The 15,593-nt window shown below is 56.6% G+C and carries 17 protein-coding genes and 2 tRNA genes; 10 read left to right on the forward strand and 9 right to left on the reverse strand.

What is annotated here, in order from left to right; translation table 11 throughout:
- Window positions 1–42: 42 nt before the first annotated feature.
- The 5 genes from AB1E42_RS08030 to nadC all read left to right on the forward strand — a co-directional run bounded on the left by AB1E42_RS08030 (window position 43) and on the right by nadC (window position 6,074).
- Window positions 43–1,017 (forward strand): tellurium resistance protein, encoded by a 975-nt coding sequence (locus tag AB1E42_RS08030; RefSeq protein ID WP_368343733.1) that lies wholly within the window; start codon window positions 43–45, stop codon window positions 1,015–1,017.
- Window positions 1,018–1,110: 93 nt separating this feature from the next.
- Window positions 1,111–2,559: an IMP dehydrogenase gene (gene guaB, locus AB1E42_RS08035; protein ID WP_368343734.1), complete on the forward strand. Its 1,449-nt coding sequence runs from the start codon at window positions 1,111–1,113 to the stop codon at window positions 2,557–2,559.
- 75 nt (window positions 2,560–2,634) lie between these two features.
- Window positions 2,635–3,687 (forward strand): quinolinate synthase NadA, encoded by a 1,053-nt coding sequence (gene nadA / locus AB1E42_RS08040; protein WP_368343735.1) that lies wholly within the window; start codon window positions 2,635–2,637, stop codon window positions 3,685–3,687.
- 12 nt (window positions 3,688–3,699) lie between these two features.
- A complete protein-coding gene (locus AB1E42_RS08045; RefSeq protein WP_368343736.1) occupies window positions 3,700–5,232 on the forward strand; it encodes an L-aspartate oxidase in 1,533 nt (510 codons plus the stop codon).
- Window positions 5,229–6,074 (forward strand): carboxylating nicotinate-nucleotide diphosphorylase, encoded by an 846-nt coding sequence (gene nadC / locus AB1E42_RS08050; RefSeq protein ID WP_368343737.1) that lies wholly within the window; start codon window positions 5,229–5,231, stop codon window positions 6,072–6,074. The genes AB1E42_RS08045 and nadC overlap by 4 nt, the downstream gene beginning before the upstream one ends.
- Before the next feature lie 41 nt (window positions 6,075–6,115).
- On the opposite strand, the gene AB1E42_RS08055 is transcribed toward nadC, so the two are convergent.
- The 3 genes from AB1E42_RS08055 to AB1E42_RS08065 form a co-directional block, all read right to left on the reverse strand.
- Window positions 6,116–6,487: a DoxX family protein gene (locus AB1E42_RS08055; RefSeq protein WP_368343738.1), complete on the reverse strand. Its 372-nt coding sequence runs from the start codon at window positions 6,485–6,487 to the stop codon at window positions 6,116–6,118.
- A gap of 168 nt (window positions 6,488–6,655) precedes the next feature.
- Window positions 6,656–6,730, reverse strand: a tRNA-Asn gene (locus AB1E42_RS08060).
- A 58-nt stretch (window positions 6,731–6,788) separates the two neighbouring features.
- A complete protein-coding gene (locus AB1E42_RS08065) occupies window positions 6,789–7,700 on the reverse strand; it encodes an MBL fold metallo-hydrolase (protein WP_368343739.1) in 912 nt (303 codons plus the stop codon).
- Between the two features lie 44 nt (window positions 7,701–7,744).
- Between AB1E42_RS08065 and AB1E42_RS08070 the strand changes: the two genes are divergently transcribed.
- A complete protein-coding gene (locus AB1E42_RS08070) occupies window positions 7,745–9,025 on the forward strand; it encodes an ATP-binding protein (protein WP_368343740.1) in 1,281 nt (426 codons plus the stop codon).
- A 5-nt stretch (window positions 9,026–9,030) separates the two neighbouring features.
- Here AB1E42_RS08070 and AB1E42_RS08075 read toward each other — a convergent pair.
- Window positions 9,031–9,107: transfer RNA gene (locus tag AB1E42_RS08075), tRNA-Ile, on the reverse strand.
- Between the two features lie 101 nt (window positions 9,108–9,208).
- Between AB1E42_RS08075 and purM the strand changes: the two genes are divergently transcribed.
- Window positions 9,209–10,252: a phosphoribosylformylglycinamidine cyclo-ligase gene (gene purM, locus AB1E42_RS08080; protein ID WP_368343741.1), complete on the forward strand. Its 1,044-nt coding sequence runs from the start codon at window positions 9,209–9,211 to the stop codon at window positions 10,250–10,252.
- Window positions 10,253–10,293: 41 nt separating this feature from the next.
- Window positions 10,294–10,851, forward strand: coding sequence for a phosphoribosylglycinamide formyltransferase (gene purN / locus AB1E42_RS08085; RefSeq protein WP_368346391.1), 558 nt, complete (start codon window positions 10,294–10,296; stop codon window positions 10,849–10,851).
- Here purN and AB1E42_RS08090 read toward each other — a convergent pair.
- A complete protein-coding gene (locus tag AB1E42_RS08090) occupies window positions 10,803–11,492 on the reverse strand; it encodes a Hint domain-containing protein (protein WP_368343742.1) in 690 nt (229 codons plus the stop codon). The genes purN and AB1E42_RS08090 overlap by 49 nt on opposite strands.
- A gap of 272 nt (window positions 11,493–11,764) precedes the next feature.
- Here AB1E42_RS08090 and rnd point away from each other — a divergent pair, with 272 nt between their 5' ends.
- Entirely contained in the window at window positions 11,765–12,931 is a 1,167-nt protein-coding gene (gene rnd / locus AB1E42_RS08095; RefSeq protein WP_368343743.1) for a ribonuclease D, read from the forward strand.
- Window positions 12,932–13,070: 139 nt separating this feature from the next.
- Window positions 13,071–13,496: a SufE family protein gene (locus AB1E42_RS08100; RefSeq protein WP_368343744.1), complete on the forward strand. Its 426-nt coding sequence runs from the start codon at window positions 13,071–13,073 to the stop codon at window positions 13,494–13,496.
- Here the strand turns inward: AB1E42_RS08100 and AB1E42_RS08105 are convergent.
- The 4 genes from AB1E42_RS08105 to AB1E42_RS08120 all read right to left on the reverse strand — a co-directional run bounded on the left by AB1E42_RS08105 (window position 13,487) and on the right by AB1E42_RS08120 (window position 15,440).
- Complete coding sequence (locus AB1E42_RS08105) at window positions 13,487–14,116, reverse strand: DUF1638 domain-containing protein (RefSeq protein ID WP_368343745.1); 630 nt, start codon at window positions 14,114–14,116, stop codon at window positions 13,487–13,489. The genes AB1E42_RS08100 and AB1E42_RS08105 overlap by 10 nt on opposite strands.
- Entirely contained in the window at window positions 14,113–14,427 is a 315-nt protein-coding gene (locus AB1E42_RS08110; RefSeq protein WP_368343746.1) for a YbjQ family protein, read from the reverse strand. Before AB1E42_RS08110 ends, AB1E42_RS08105 begins: the two co-directional genes overlap by 4 nt.
- On the reverse strand, window positions 14,427–14,648 hold the full coding sequence (locus tag AB1E42_RS08115) for a hypothetical protein (RefSeq protein WP_368343747.1): 222 nt from the start codon (window positions 14,646–14,648) through the stop codon (window positions 14,427–14,429). Before AB1E42_RS08115 ends, AB1E42_RS08110 begins: the two co-directional genes overlap by 1 nt.
- A 90-nt stretch (window positions 14,649–14,738) precedes the next feature.
- Window positions 14,739–15,440 (reverse strand): corrinoid protein, encoded by a 702-nt coding sequence (locus AB1E42_RS08120; RefSeq protein ID WP_368343748.1) that lies wholly within the window; start codon window positions 15,438–15,440, stop codon window positions 14,739–14,741.
- Window positions 15,441–15,593 lie beyond the last annotated feature (153 nt).

A 15,593-nucleotide genomic window follows, 5' to 3' on the forward strand; every position in this document is an offset into this window, starting at 1 on the left:
AAGCCTCCAAGAAGGGCAAGAGCGAAAGCAAGGGGCAAGAGCATGGCAGAGCTGAACGAGGGTAAAGCGCCCTGGGGGACAGTCGTTCCGCCGACGATATTCCCGCCGGTATTGGGTTTGTTCGCGCTGGCGAACGGCTGGCGCGTTGCTATGGGTGGTGCGGGAGCAACGCCGTGGCTTGGCTACTTCATTACAGTGCTGGCGGTGATAATGTTGCTGGTTGGCGCAATAGCATTTGGCAGGAAGATTTCGCGGCGACCCGGCGTGATTTGGGATGATCTGAAAGGTATTCCGGGAAGGGCTGGGATCGCTGCGCTGATTTTGAGTTGTTATCTCTTTGCAGGCGTATTGGTGCTGATAGCGCCAGTTCTGGCTGAAGTTATTTTGTGGAGCGCGTTTGTAGCGCATGGTGGTTTGGTGGTGATGATGATCACTATTTTACGTTCCGCGCCGCCGGATATGCGCAAGGTGACGCCGGTTTTCCACCTGCATTTTGTGGGCTTCATCGTGATGCCACAGGCAGCGGTGCCGCTTGGCTATACAGGTTTTGCCTTTGTTGTTTTTTGTCTGTCTCTCGTTCTGGCTGCGATCATTTGGCTGGCGAGTTTGCAGCAGGGGCTGCGGGCATCATTGGCACCACCGATGCGGCCGTTATTGGCGATTCATTTGGCGCCCATTGCGTTGCTAGGCTCGGTCGCACTTCTGTTAGGCTATGACGCTATTGCGCTTGGCTTCGGGTTTGCCGCGCTTGCCGTGTTGGCGGTGATTTTTGCGCGGGGGCGCTATCTGCTCGCGGCTGGCTTTACGCCGATGTGGGGCGCACTGACCTTCCCGTTGGCAAGTAGTGCCACACTTTTGCTCGCCCTTGCGCAAGCGGATAGTTCGTTGCCGTTCATGATCGCGGGGATGGTCACGCTGTTGGTAGCATCGGTAGTGAACCCCTATGTTGCGATGCGTGTCTGGAAAAGCTGGGCCGCGGGTGCGCTTGCAAGCCAGACGGGCGCTGCGCGGGCCTGAGACAATATTGCACATGGGCGTTTCCGCTCTTTTCTTTTTGCCCCAGAGGTGAAATAGGGAAGCGCCAAACGAAGCAATCCATGGAGCTCCCCGATGGAGATTCGCGAGGCACTCACTTTCGACGACGTTCTGCTGGTTCCGGCTGCCTCAAATGTGCTGCCGTCTACCGCCGATACGCGCACTTTTGTTACCAAGAGCATCGGCTTGAACATCCCGCTTATGTCGAGTGCGATGGACACCGTGACCGAAGCCCGTATGGCGATCACGATGGCACAATCGGGCGGTATGGGCGTCATTCACCGCAACCTCACAGTCGATGAACAAGCGCAGGAAGTGCGGCGCGTGAAGCGCTTTGTGTCCGGAATTGTTTATAATCCGATCACCCTGACACCTGATCAGACAATGGCAGATGCGCAGGCTTTGATGGAGCGCTACAGGGTGACGGGATTTCCTGTTGTCAGGCCAGACGGCCGCGTCGTAGGGATCGTGACCAATCGCGACATGCGCTTTGCGAGCGATGAGACAACACCTGTCAGCGCCGTGATGACCACGGATAATCTGGCTATTTTGCAGGAACCGGCGGACCGTGAAGAAGCGCGGAACCTGATGAGAGCGCGCCGGATCGAGAAGCTTTTGATCACAGACAAAGACGGAAAATTGACTGGCCTGCTGACCCTTAAAGACAGCGAGCAGGCCGTGCTCAACCCCTCGGCCTGTAAGGACGATCTGGGACGGCTGCGCGTAGCCGCTGCATCGACCGTGGGAGATGCGGGTTTCGAGCGTTCGCAAGCTCTAATTGATGCAGGTGTCGATATCGTTGTGATCGACACTGCGCATGGCCACTCGGAGGGTGTGGGGAAGGCTGTGGAGCGGGTGAAGAAGCTGTCGTCACATGTGCAGGTCATTGCGGGCAACGTGGCCACGGGTGCCGCGACCAAAGCGCTGATCGACGCAGGCGCGGATGCGGTGAAGGTGGGGATCGGTCCTGGCTCGATCTGTACGACGCGGATGGTTGCAGGTGTCGGGGTGCCGCAACTCACCGCCGTGATGGACTGCGCGGCGGCGGCTGGCGAAACACCTGTCATCGCCGATGGCGGTATCAAGTTCTCGGGCGATTTTGCGAAGGCGATTGCGGCCGGAGCATCCTGCGCGATGGTTGGCAGCATGATTGCCGGTACGGACGAAAGCCCGGGTGAGGTGATCCTCTATCAGGGCCGTTCATTCAAAGCCTATCGCGGTATGGGAAGCCTTGGCGCGATGGCGCGCGGGTCGGCGGACCGGTACTTCCAGAAAGACGCCGCAAGCGACAAACTGGTGCCGGAAGGGATCGAGGGGCAGGTGCCCTACAAAGGACCAGCGGGCGCTGTTTTGCACCAGTTGGTTGGCGGGCTGCGTGCGGCGATGGGCTACACTGGCTGCGCAACTGTCGAGGAGATGCGGAAGAACAGTTCTTTCGTGAAAATCACAGGTGCGGGCCTGAAAGAGAGCCATGTCCATGATGTGCAAATCACCCGCGAAAGCCCCAACTACCGTATTGGATAAGTTGCTGGGTTGAACCCGACGCGGCGCGATGAAACAACGCGCCGCACCGAAGCTATGCGATAAGGAGAGCAGTTTATGCTCGATCTGACTTTCATCCGCTCGGAACTGGCGGCGCATTATGATCTTGCGCCCGATCCGGACTTGGCCGCGAAAATGAGCCCAATCTATGCAAAGATCGACAAGGTCGTGACGCCATTCGACTTTGCGACTTTTGCACCTTATATCGCCGCGATCAACGCGCTTAAGGCTGAGCGAAACGCCGCAATACTGGCGCATAATTATATGACGCCGGAGATTTATCACGGCGTTGCGGATGTGGTTGGCGACAGCCTGCAACTCGCGATCGAGGCGACAAAGGTGCAGGCCGATGTGATCGTGCAATGTGGCGTTCATTTCATGGCGGAGACATCCAAAGTTCTGAACCCGTCCAAAATAGTTTTGATACCGGATATGGATGCTGGTTGCTCGCTGGCCGAAAGCATCACACAAGCCGGCATTGCCGAGATGCGCGCGCGGTATCCGGGAGCGCCTGTTGTCAGCTATGTTAACACCACAGCCGAGGTCAAAGCGGCGTCGGATATTTGCTGCACCTCATCGAATGCCGCTCAGATCGTCGCCGGTTTGCCGGATGAGACGGTCATCATGACGCCGGACAAATATCTTGCGCAGAACGTGGCAAAGCTGGTGCCGCACAAGAACATCGTTTGGTGGGATGGCTCTTGCATTGTGCATGAGCAATATACGGCGGAAGACCTGCGGGAGTTTCGCAGTTGGAACCCCGGCACGCGGATCATCGCGCATCCGGAATGCCCACCTGATGTCGTCGCGGAGTCGGACTTTAGCGGCTCGACTGCCGGAATTATCGCCTATGTGGAAAAAGAGCAGCCCGAAAAGGCGATGCTGGTGACAGAATGCTCGATGGCGTCCAACATCGCTGAGGCCAATCCTGCTGTCGATTTCGTCGGTCCCTGCAATATGTGCCCCTACATGAAAAAGATCACGCTGGAGAAAATTCTCTGGTCGCTGCACAGCATGGAAACACCTGTGGAGGTTGATGCCGCTGTGGCTGAGGGTGCGCGCCAAGCCGTGCAGCGGATGATTGATCTAAGCCAGAAACTGGCTGCCTAAGGGATCATCGGCATGACTGCCCAAATACATACGGATCGGGTGGTCATTGTTGGCGCAGGGCTGGGGGCGCTTTATGCGGCTCTCTCCTTCGCACCGTATCCTGTGCTGGTTATTTCGCCGGAAGCCTTGGGCGCGGGCGCGAGTTCGACCTGGGCGCAGGGTGGTGTTGCGGCGGCGATGGCCAAAACCGATAGTCCCGAGGCGCATGCGAACGATACCATCGCGGCAGGTGCAGGGGCCGTTGATCCGGTGATCGCAGCGCTGGTTACCGCAGAGGCCCGCCAGCATGTGCTCGCCCTGACTGAGCTGGGTACGCCATTCGATCGCGACGCGCAGGGCAATTACCTCCTCAACCATGAAGCAGCGCATTCCGAGGCGCGGGTGGTGCGGGCGCGCGGTGATCAATCCGGCGCCAAAATCATGGAGCGGTTGGTCGCAGCTGTTGAAAACACGCCGTCTGTTCAGGTCTTGGAAGGTTTCGTTGTGACAGGGCTGATCAAGACCAATTCGCAAGTGCGCGGGGTTGAGATCATACCAGTTGCTGGTGGTGCAGCGGCGTGCCGGATCATCGCACCGGCAGTGCTGTTGGCGGCAGGCGGGGTAGGCGGGCTCTACGCAAAAACCACAAATCCGCCGCAGATCCGTGGTGAAGCACTGGGGTTGGCAATTCGTGCGGGCGCGAAGGTTCGGGATCTGGAATTTGTGCAGTTTCATCCCACAGCGATTGATATCGGGCTTGACCCATGCCCGCTGGCGACTGAGGCCTTGCGTGGCGAAGGTGGACTTCTGCTCAACAATGAGGGGGTGCGCTTTGCGCTTGCGCATGATCCACGCGGAGAGCTTGCACCCCGAGACGTCGTTGCAAGGGCGATATTTTCGGAGGAGCGCGCGGGGCGGCGACCTGTTCTGGATGTGCGAGAGGCTGTGGGACAAGCAATGGCGGAGCGCTTTCCAACCGTAACATGCGCTTGCTTGCGCGGAGGGGTCGACCCGTCGCGAGAGCCGATCCCTGTTACCGTCGCCGCGCATTTTCATATGGGTGGCGTGGCAACGGATGAGAATGGGCGGACCAGCCTTGAGGGGCTGTGGGCCTGCGGAGAGGTGGCCTGTACGGGGCTGCACGGTGCAAACAGGCTCGCATCGAACGGGCTATTGGAGGCGCTGGTTTTTGCACAACGCGCGGCGGCTGATATCAGGCAAGGGCTTTGCGGCAATCCTGATCTGACTATGGCGATCGTTCCCCAAGCGAGCGCGGGAAGCGGCGCAAAGATTGATCTGGGTTCCGTGGCGCTTGTGCGCAGAACGATGAGCCGAGATGTTGGCGTCGTGCGTCGGGCTAAGGGGTTACGCTACGCGATTACGGTTATCGGAGAGCTTTTGGCCGCACACGCGGATGACATCCGTTTTATCAATATGTGCACAGCCGCGCTGGCGATTGCCGAGGCGGCACTGGCACGGCCTGACCCATGCGGAAGCCATTTCCGAGATGATCTGTCTAAACTCGTCGATGGCGCGAAACATGAACAATTGAAGGAGCCGCTATGAACGCGCATCTGCCCGACATCATCCTCGAACCGCTCGTCCGCGCCGCGTTGATGGAGGATTTGGGCCAGTTCGGTGACGTTACGACCCGCGCGGTTGTACCTGCTGGAACGCGATATCGCGCACGCATTGTTGCGCGCGAGGAGGGTGTTGTCTCAGGCATGCAAATGGCGCGACTTGCTTTTAAGCTTGTTGATCCGCAGCTGGAGATCTCGGTGCTTTGCGAAGATGGCATGACCTGCAACCGCGGGGATGTGCTGATGACCATCGCTGGAGATGCTGCATCGATCCTGTCTGGTGAGCGCGTGGCGCTTAATTTCGCCGGTAGGATGGCGGGTATTGCAACGATGACGGCGGCCTTCGTTTCGAAGGCAGTCGGAACACAGGCAAAGATTACCTGTACTCGCAAAACAACGCCCGGCCTGAGGGTCGTTGAAAAACAAGCTGTGCTGCATGGCGGAGGCAGTAGTCACCGGTTCAGCCTGTCTGATGCGATCCTCATCAAAGACAACCACATCGCCGCGGCAGGTGGCATTGGCCCGGTGTTGACCGCTGTTAGGCAAAACGCCTCTCATATGGTGCGCGTCGAGATAGAAGTTGACCGGATTGATCAGCTGCAAGAGGTTTTGAACGTTGGCGGGGCGGATGTGGTGTTGCTGGACAATATGACAACCGAAACGCTTGCGGAAGCCGTGCGGCTCGTCGGCGGGCGTTTGGTGACAGAAGCTTCCGGAAACATGAACCTTGGAAGGATCGCAGAGGTCGCAGCAACCGGAGTGGATTTTATTTCGGTTGGCGCTTTAACACATTCTAGTAAGGTATTGGATTTCGGACTAGATTTCTAAATGAAAGTACAAAGGCCTTGGTGGAAAGTTGGAACAAATGACTACCATTTATTGATGAAAAGCTCGAAGACTCGCGGATCCCGCAGGCAAATACCAATCCACATCGCGACACCTAAATAAACGCCGAATAGCGTATGACTGAAGAGTGGTGCGTTGATCCGGAGCTGCGCCGCGATCGCGCCTCCCAAAAGGCCCATCATCAAAATGCCGGAGATCGGGGCTGTGTGTGGAACGAGCACCCCTAACGCGAGGAGCACCTCTAGGATGCCAATTGGTACGACCCACCTCCGGTCAAATCCGAGGGCATCCATCGGTTTGTTTGCAACATCCAGTCTTAATAATTTGGGCGTGGCAGATGCGCCTATTAGAAACAGGGCAAGCAAACTCAGGATTAGCCAGCCAGCAATGACCATTCTTGTCTCCAATCCGGGGAGTGAAACGGGCGAAGTGGTGCGCGCGCTTTATGTCATCAAAACAAACATGCGATTTTGAGAAATGTCGAGGCTTATAGTCGCCAGAGATGTGGGGGTGATAACAACAAAGGGCGCCGATGGATTAACCCATTGACGCCCTTGGTTTTTTGGCTCCGGCGGTAGGGATCGAACCTACGACCAATTGATTAACAGTCAACTGCTCTACCGCTGAGCTACGCCGGAACACGAGGGCGATATAGCAATGTGATTTTCCGGCGTCCAGAGGCATTTGGTAGAAAATTCAAAGAAGTTTTCCAACGCCTGAGAGGGAGAAGATGCCTTGCGCATTGACGGGACCATTGGTGCCGACGCGGCCTTGTTCGTAAAGCGCGATCAGATGGGCAAGCACATTGCGCTCTGCCGCAGGAAGCAAGGCGGATGGAATGTCGCTGTAAATTTTTTCAGCCAGTTGCCGCGGTGTTGCGCGGGTCGTTTCTAACACTCGGAGGATGGCATCGGTTCGCGTTTCGCGGTGCGCGATCAGTTCTCTCACACGATCGTGCGGTTCGGCAATCGGAGCACCATGACCGGGGAGGTAAGTTTCAGACGGAACGGTCAACAGCTTGTGGCAAGCCGCAAGAAAATCATTCAAATCGCCGTCTGGTGGCGAAATGAGGGAACTGGCCCAACCCATGACATGATCGCCACTGAACAGAGCGCCGCGCCAATCGAAGCACATGTGGTTGCCCATGTGGCCTGGAGAGTGAATGGCGCGAATCGGATCTCCTTCTAGATCCATGTCATCACCATCCATCAACGTTTCATCAGGCTGGAAGGCACGATCCACGCCTTCTCCGCCTTCGGCGTTCAGTTGGGGGCGCAGCTCATTCATGATGGCGCTACGGCCGGTATCGGAGTCGCCAAAGGCCAATACCGGAGCGGCGAGGCTGTCTGCGAGGTGGCGCGCGAGCGCCGAGTGATCACGATGGCTGTGGGTGACAAGTATTCTGGTGACTCTTCTTCCATCAACCTCTTGCAAAATTGAATCATGATGTGATGCAAGGTCGGGGCCGGGGTCAATAATCACGAGATCTTGCCGGCCGAGAATGTAGGTATTGGTTCCGCCATAGGTCATCGGAGACGGATTGGCCGCACGGATTCTTACGATATCTTGCGGGAAGCGGCGGAGAGAATCTGCGTCGGTATCTGACACTCTTGGCGCTTTCATATGCTGTGACCATTGGCTAGCGTGCGTTTATGGCCCGATTTACAATCAAAGACTATTTGCCGCGCAGCCTTTACGGGCGGGTTTTCGCTATTTTGATCTTGCCTGTCTTACTGTTGCAAGTGCTTCTCACTGTGGTGCTGTTCCAGCGGCATTTCGAGCAGGTCAGTGCGCAGTTGAGCGAGATCGCGGCTCGGGAGATTGCTTACGCGATTGACGCCTGGCGGGCGGATGACATCAAGCCGCACTTTGATATCGCCCTGACACCGCGTGAGGACCCTGTGCCAGAGGATTCGTGGCCGGTTTATGATTTTACTGGCGCGACAGTGGCAAGAACGCTGAAATCGCGCATCCCGGAAATGAAAGCGTTGGTGATGGAGAACAGCCCCGACGCGTCGCTCTGGCTGGAGGTGGACGGGCGATATCTGGTCGCCTCTATTGCGCGTGAGCGACTTGCGGCGCGAAACCCCCACCAATTATTAGTGATTCTGCTGTTCTCGGGGATCGTTTTCCTATTGATTGCGGTCGTTTTCCTACGCAACCAATTGCGACCTATCCGGCGCTTAGCCCATGCAGCGACAGAGTTCGGGCGCGGTCGGGTCTTGCCTTTGACACCTGCTGGCGCGCTTGAGGTGCGGGCTGCTGCGACCGCGTTCTTGGACATGCGTGCACGGATCGAGCGGCAGCGGCAAACGCGAACACTCATGCTATCAGGTGTGAGCCATGATTTACGCACGCCTCTGACGCGCTTAAGGCTTGGGCTGTCTCTTATCGACGAACCCGAAGCCGAAGATTTGCGCGCCGATGTCGATGATATGGAACGGCTGGTGAACGGGTTTCTTGATTATGCGCGGGATGCAAGCCTTGAACCCGCCACACCCGTAGATTTGACGCGCCTCATCGAAAACTGCGTTGAGTCAGTCGCAAGCGCGCATGTAGGAGTACCGTTTGAGATTATCGGTACGCTCCCAGCGCATGTTTCGGTGCGGCCGCTGGCACTGCAACGCGCGGTCGTTAACCTGCTGGAAAATGCAATGCGATACGGCACGAATATGCGGCTGAGTTTAAAAGTATTGGAGCGATCATTCGCGATCATCGTCGAAGATGATGGCCCCGGTATCCCGCCCGATCAACGGGAAGAAGCGTTGAAACCCTTCGCCCGACTGGACCCCGCACGCAACCAGAGTAAGGCAGTGGGCGTCGGGCTCGGTCTGGCAATTGTGGCGGACGTTGCGCGTATGCATGGCGGAGCCGTGCGGCTTGGGGAAAGTACACTTGGTGGGCTGAAGGCGGAGTTGATCATCCCGTTCTAGGGATGTGGTAGGCCCGGAGGGACTCGAACCCCCAACCAAAGCGTTATGAGCGCTCTGCTCTAACCAATTGAGCTACAGGCCCGCCTGAATGCGTCCTAGCAGAGCGCCGCGCGGCGTCAAGTTGTGACTGGCTCTTTTTGAGAGCATGCGGTAGGGGGAGGCAATCTCAGATAGCGGGGCGCCATGACCGATAAATCCCAACTCACTTATGCCGATGCTGGCGTTGATATCGATGCTGGAAACACTCTCGTAGAGCGGATCAAGCCTGCCGCGAAGGCAACAACGCGCTCTGGTGTGATGGCCGGATTGGGCGGTTTTGGTGCGCTGTTCGACCTGAAGAACGCGGGCTACAACGATCCTATTCTTGTGGCGGCAACGGATGGCGTGGGAACGAAACTGCGCATTGCGATCGATACCGGCAAGGTGGATACCATCGGTATTGATCTGGTGGCAATGTGCGTCAACGATCTTGTGTGCCAAGGTGCGGAGCCGCTGTTCTTCCTGGATTACTTCGCCACAGGGAAGCTTGATGTCGACTCTGCGACCCAGATTATCAATGGTATTGCGAAGGGATGTCAGGACTCGGGCTGTGCGCTGATCGGTGGAGAAACCGCCGAAATGCCGGGCATGTATGAAGCGGGCGATTTCGATCTGGCCGGCTTTGCCGTGGGAGCGATGGAACGGGGTGCTGACTTGCCGCGCGATGTATCCGAGGGGGATATTCTGTTAGGGCTGGCGTCCAACGGTGTGCACTCCAACGGCTATTCCTTGGTCCGCCGCGTGGTTGAACGGGCAGGGCTCTCTTGGGAGGATGATGCGCCCTTTGCGGAGGGCACTGTTGGTGATGCTCTGCTGGTGCCAACACGGCTTTATGTCACCTCCGCTTTGGCGGCATTGCGTACGGGCGGTGTCCATGCGCTGGCCCATATCACCGGCGGTGGCTTGACGGAAAACCTGCCGCGCGTCTTGCCGGAGGGGATTGGCGCAGAGATCAACCTTGATGCGTGGGAATTGCCGTCGGTTTTCAAGTGGTTGGCTGAAGGTGCCGCGCTTGAGGAAGCCGAACTACTCAAGACGTTCAATTCAGGCATTGGGATGATTGTTGTAGCCGCGCCTGAGGACGCTGACAAAGTGCGCACAGCGCTCCAAGATGCGGGTGAAACTGTGTATGAAATGGGCCAGATCGTCTCGGGTGAGGGTGTGCGCTACGCGGGCGCGCTGCTGTGAGAAAACGGGTAGCGATCCTGATTTCGGGCGGTGGTTCGAATATGGTGTCGCTGGTCGAGTCCATGACAGGCGATCATCCTGCGCGTCCGGTTTTGGTGCTTTCTAACATCGCGGGAGCGGGGGGACTGGCTCGCGCCGCTGAACGCGGGATTCCAACCGCAACAGTGCAGCATACAGATTTTGGCGGTGATCGTGGGGCGTTTGAGGCCGCACTTGATGAAGTGCTCGCGGAAGCCGCGCCGGATATCATTTGTCTGGCAGGGTTCATGCGTGTTTTGACTGCCGGATTTACTGGTAAATGGGCAGGGCGGATGCTGAACATCCATCCGTCACTTCTGCCCAAATACCGCGGACTTCATACACATCGCCGTGCGCTTGAGGCGGGTGACCATGAGCATGGCTGTAGCGTGCATGAGGTGACAGCAGAACTTGATGGCGGGCCGGTTCTCGGGCAGGCGCGCTTGCCGGTGCTGCCAGACGACACCGAAGAAACGCTTGCTGCCCGCGTGTTGGAGATGGAGCATAGGCTCTATCCGGAGGTTTTGCGCCGCTATGCCGCTGATGACCGGACCCCGGTGGTGATGTCCAGTTCTTCCTGAATGAGACTGCCCTCATAGGCTTTCAGACAGGGGCGAACGGTTTCGGGGATCCTTTGACCATCGCGGACATCGGGGAAGAGGTCCAAGATTTCCCGCGCAGTTTCTGCGCCGAGAAGTTTGAGAGACTCCTGTCCGAGATGGAGTGACTCGGTCGCGATTCCTTCGGAGAAGATCGCTTGGTGGCTGTCGAGCGCCAAATGGTAATACCGCACAGTAGGGCGCGGATCGAAACGGACAGTCTTTCCGTTTACGAGATATTTGGCAGAGACAAGAACTTGCGGATCACCAAAAAACAGCGAATTATTATGATTATTGATTAAAATGCGATGCAGCGGCGAGACGTATAGATCGCGGTAGTTCCCCAGTACCCCAGCAGCAAAGCGAACGGGCGCATAGTCGCCAGATGCGTCGAATTCAGAATTGCCGATCCAGCGGATTGCCATCGGGCCGTTATCAAGCGTCATAACGCTATCGCCGGGGCGCAACGTTTCGATCGGCAGGGGGCCGTATTCTGTCTCGATCAATGTGCCACGCACAAAACAGGTCGCCTGATCGCGCTGCAAATGCGGCGGTTTGGCCTGTTCTGGTAAATCAAGGCTTTCGAGGACTTCGTTGCTCTTGCCACGAATCTTAGGAGGCATCTGCGCCTCCTATTAGCCGAACGCTGATCGGATCCTGCCTTAACGCCGCTTTAGCGACCTGATCGTAATGGTTGCCCACTATGCTGCCTATTTGCCAAGTGCCCCCCCAGGCGTGGCGATAGCAATATCTATATGTATACATGCACTACCACTAATGAGCAATATCCATGGGTCACCCACAATCTTTGGCATGCACTTCCATTCCTGCTTGCCTTGACCTATCAGGGGCAGGAGATGTTTCATCGCAGTGTAGAAATCGAGATCTGACGCCAATGGATATTATTCGTACAACCGAAGCACTGGCCGCGTTTTGCGACCGGGCCGCGCAGCGCCCATATGTCACTGTTGATACGGAATTCCTGCGGGAGCGGACCTACTACTCGAAGCTGTGCCTGATGCAGATGGCCTATTCAGACGAAGACGGCGGCGAAGCGGTGTTGATTGACACCTTGGAAGAGGGGCTTTCTCTTGCGCCGGTTTACGAGCTGTTCCGCAATACGAATGTCGTGAAGGTGTTCCACGCTGCGCGGCAGGACATTGAAATTTTCGTTGTAGACAAGGGTGTTGTGCCTGATCCACTGTTTGATACGCAAGTTGCGGCTATGGTTTGCGGCTATGGCGAACAGGTTGGCTACGAGACACTTGTGCGAAAAATTGCGAAAGCTGATCTCGACAAATCTTCCCGTTTTACCGACTGGTCGCGGCGACCGTTGACCGATGCGCAGGCACAATATGCTCTTGGGGATGTTACGCATCTTCGTCAGATCTACGAGGTTCTTTCAAACAGGCTGGAGAAGACTGGCCGCGCGCGTTGGCTCGCTGAGGAAATGGCGATCCTGAAGGATCCGGATACCTATCGCGTTCACCCTGATAATGCATGGAAACGGGTTAAGACGCGCACGCAATCAGCCAAATTCCTCGCTATTGTGAAGGAGCTTGCAGCCTTCCGAGAAGCCTACGCCCAACAGCGGGACATTCCGCGCAACCGCGTTTTCAAAGATGATGCTTTGGTTGAGCTTGCTTCCACAAAGCCGCGAAATGAAAAGGATTTAGGCCGTTCGCGCCTGTTGTTAAGAGAGGCGCGGAAGGGCGATATCGCTGAAGGTATTCTGAAGGCGATCACGGCGGGGGTTGAAATGCCTGCCGATCAGATGCCGCAGCCCGACAAACATCCGAAATCCGGCGCGCAGGTCAATTCGGCGCTCTCGGATATGCTGCGCGTACTGCTGAAAGCCAAATCTGAAAATGCAGACGTGGCGCAGAAGCTGATTGCCAGCGCTTCCGACCTTGACCTGATGGCAAGTGGCGAGCGCGACCTGCCCGCACTTAAGGGTTGGCGGCGCGAGGTATTTGGCGACGATGCATTGCGTCTATGCGAGGGGAAGATTGCGCTCGCGGTGCAAGGTCGTCGGGTCATCACAATGGCCATTGATGCCTGAGTGATTTGCCCCCGCATAGCGGATTTTTCGGGTTCCAGAACAGGCATATCATTGCAAGCTGTACACTTGGAAGCGTGAGGGCGTACTGGACCTTTGCGGGGTTGGCACCTAGATAAACCGAAAGAAAGAGGTGGCACCAATGACGACCGATGCTTTTGAAGAAATCGCGGATACTTTTGACTTCCTCGATGATTGGGAGGACCGCTATCGTCATGTGATCGACCTTGGCAAGGCGATGCCGCCTTTGGAGGATGCATTTAAGGTCCCTGCAACGAAAGTTGACGGCTGTGCCAGCCAAGTTTGGCTGGTTCCTGAAATCAGTGGCGAGGGGAACGCCGCGACATTTGATTTCCGCGGGGATAGCGACGCCATGATCGTGCGTGGTTTGATCGCGGTTCTGAAGGCACTTTATGGTGGGGTTGCGGTTGGCGAGGTTGGCCGGATCGACGCACATGCAGAACTCGGGCGTCTGGGCCTTAACGACCACCTGTCGGCACAGCGGTCAAACGGTGTGCGCGCGATGATCGAGCGTATTCGCAGCACCGCAGCGGCACATCATTCCTGAGCAGAAAGGGCTGTTTCGAGGTCGCCATATCCAGTGAAGCGGCGCTCGAATTGAAGGCCAAGACGCTCCGCGCAGTCCTTGGCTTTGCTCGTTAGTGCCGGATCATCGGTCTGTGCCTGATAAACAAGCTTGGTGTAATTGCCGAAATACATGTCGCGCAATTGCGGATGACGGTCGAGGCCGAGAGGTTTCCAGACAAAGGCATCGAACTGGCGTACAAGAAAATCGGTGAGGTAGAACGCGGTAATCTCGTCACGCGCTGAGAAAGCCGCGTTGCCTTCGAAAAACGAATAGCAATGTGGCCCCTCGATCATCTCGACGCCCAGTTCGTCGCAGGTTTTTTGAAGGTGACCGCCGGTGCCGCAGTCCGCGTAGACAACAAAGATCTTTTGATAGGCTGCGCGATTTTTCATCACTGCGTCGCGGACCCCATCGGGGAGTTTATCAGGCGTGTTGTGCCATATGGCAGGCAGGCATGTGAGGTCGAGATGGAACCAGCTGTTTGCTTCTTTGATGGCTAAGATCTCACTCGCAAGTGCGCCGCAAGCCACGAGAAGAACGCGACCTTTGCCTTCGGGCGAAAGGCCATTCTCTGTTAGCTCCTGATCGGTCAGTGTCATTCGGTGATCACCGCTGTCCCGTAGGCCACGATTTCAGAGGCGCCGCCCATGATCGTCGATGTTTCGATGCGGATCCCGATGATCGCGTTCGCACCGAGCCGGGAGGCTTCGTCACACATCCGATCGATAGCCTGTTCTCGAGCACCGGCAAGAAGCGAGGAATAGCTAGCGATTTCACCGCCGACCAAATTTCGCAGGCCGGCAACGATATCGGTGCCGATATGCTTTGCGCGCACCGTTGAGCCCCGCACAAGGCCCAGGGTTCGGATGATTTTATGATCAGCGAGGGTATCGGTGGTGACGAGCAGCATTATTTCTCTATCCTGTCATAATGGTCGTCCTCACGGTTGGAGAGGCGGTCGTTGATTACCCTCACAACGATATAGAGGACGAGAGCGATCGGGAGCAGAACTGCGATAGAGAGAACCGGATTCAGGCTGAAAGCCGCTAGCAGCATGCCGGCAATCCAAATAGTCAGACCCGCCGCAGCAATGACGGCGACCAAAATCAGAACGAGACGATCCAAAGGCATGATAGGCCTCCCTTCGCACTCAAGATGGGGATGAAATGGCCAAAAGAAAAGGCTCCGCAAAAGCGGAGCCTTCAATAACTTTCAGCAGGATCAAGCAGTCGCGCCTTGATTATGCTTTCTGGCGACAAGTGTTTTTGCGGTTTCCACTGCGACAGCGGCGTCACGGCAATAGGCGTCCGCGCCGATGGCTTTGCCAAATTCTTCGTTCAGCGGGGCGCCACCAACCAGAACGATGTAATCTTCACGAATGCCTTTTTCGACCATCGTATCGATCACGACTTTCATATAGGGCATTGTGGTTGTCAGCAGAGCAGACATGCCGAGGATATCGGGCTCTTCAGTTTCCAGAGCCTCGAGATAGTTTTCGACCGGATTATTGATACCGATATCGACAACTTCGAATCCGGCGCCTTCCATCATCATCGAAACGAGGTTTTTGCCGATGTCGTGAATGTCGCCCTTCACGGTGCCGATCACCATCTTACCGACGCGCGGAGCGCCAGTTTCTGCGAGAAGCGGCTTGAGAATGGCCATGCCGCCCTTCATCGCGTTTGCTGCAAGAAGCACTTCAGGAACGAAAAGAATACCGTCGCGGAAATCCTGACCCACGATGGTCATCCCGCCGACCAGTGCTTCAGTCAGAATGCGGTATGGTGCCCAGTCCCGCTCCAGCAGGATGTTCACACCTTCTTCGATTTCCTCTCGTAGACCATCGTAAAGGTCGTCGAACATCTGTTGGACGAGCTCTTCGTCATCGAGCTCGGAAAGGATGATGTCGTCTTCGTCGGACATGGGCATTCTCTCATTCATGTGCGGCATGGCGCAGGTTGATATACGGATTTGCCCTTTTCGAGCGCAATCGGTCTGAACCGATTGCGACACTGCCTGCCCCTGAACCGACCAGATTACAAATGAATAATTTTGAACACTTGGCTGATTATGCTT

Origin of the sequence: Pelagovum sp. HNIBRBA483, assembly GCF_040931995.1 — a bacterium.
In the GTDB taxonomy this organism is placed as follows: Bacteria; Pseudomonadota; Alphaproteobacteria; order Rhodobacterales; family Rhodobacteraceae; genus JAEPMR01.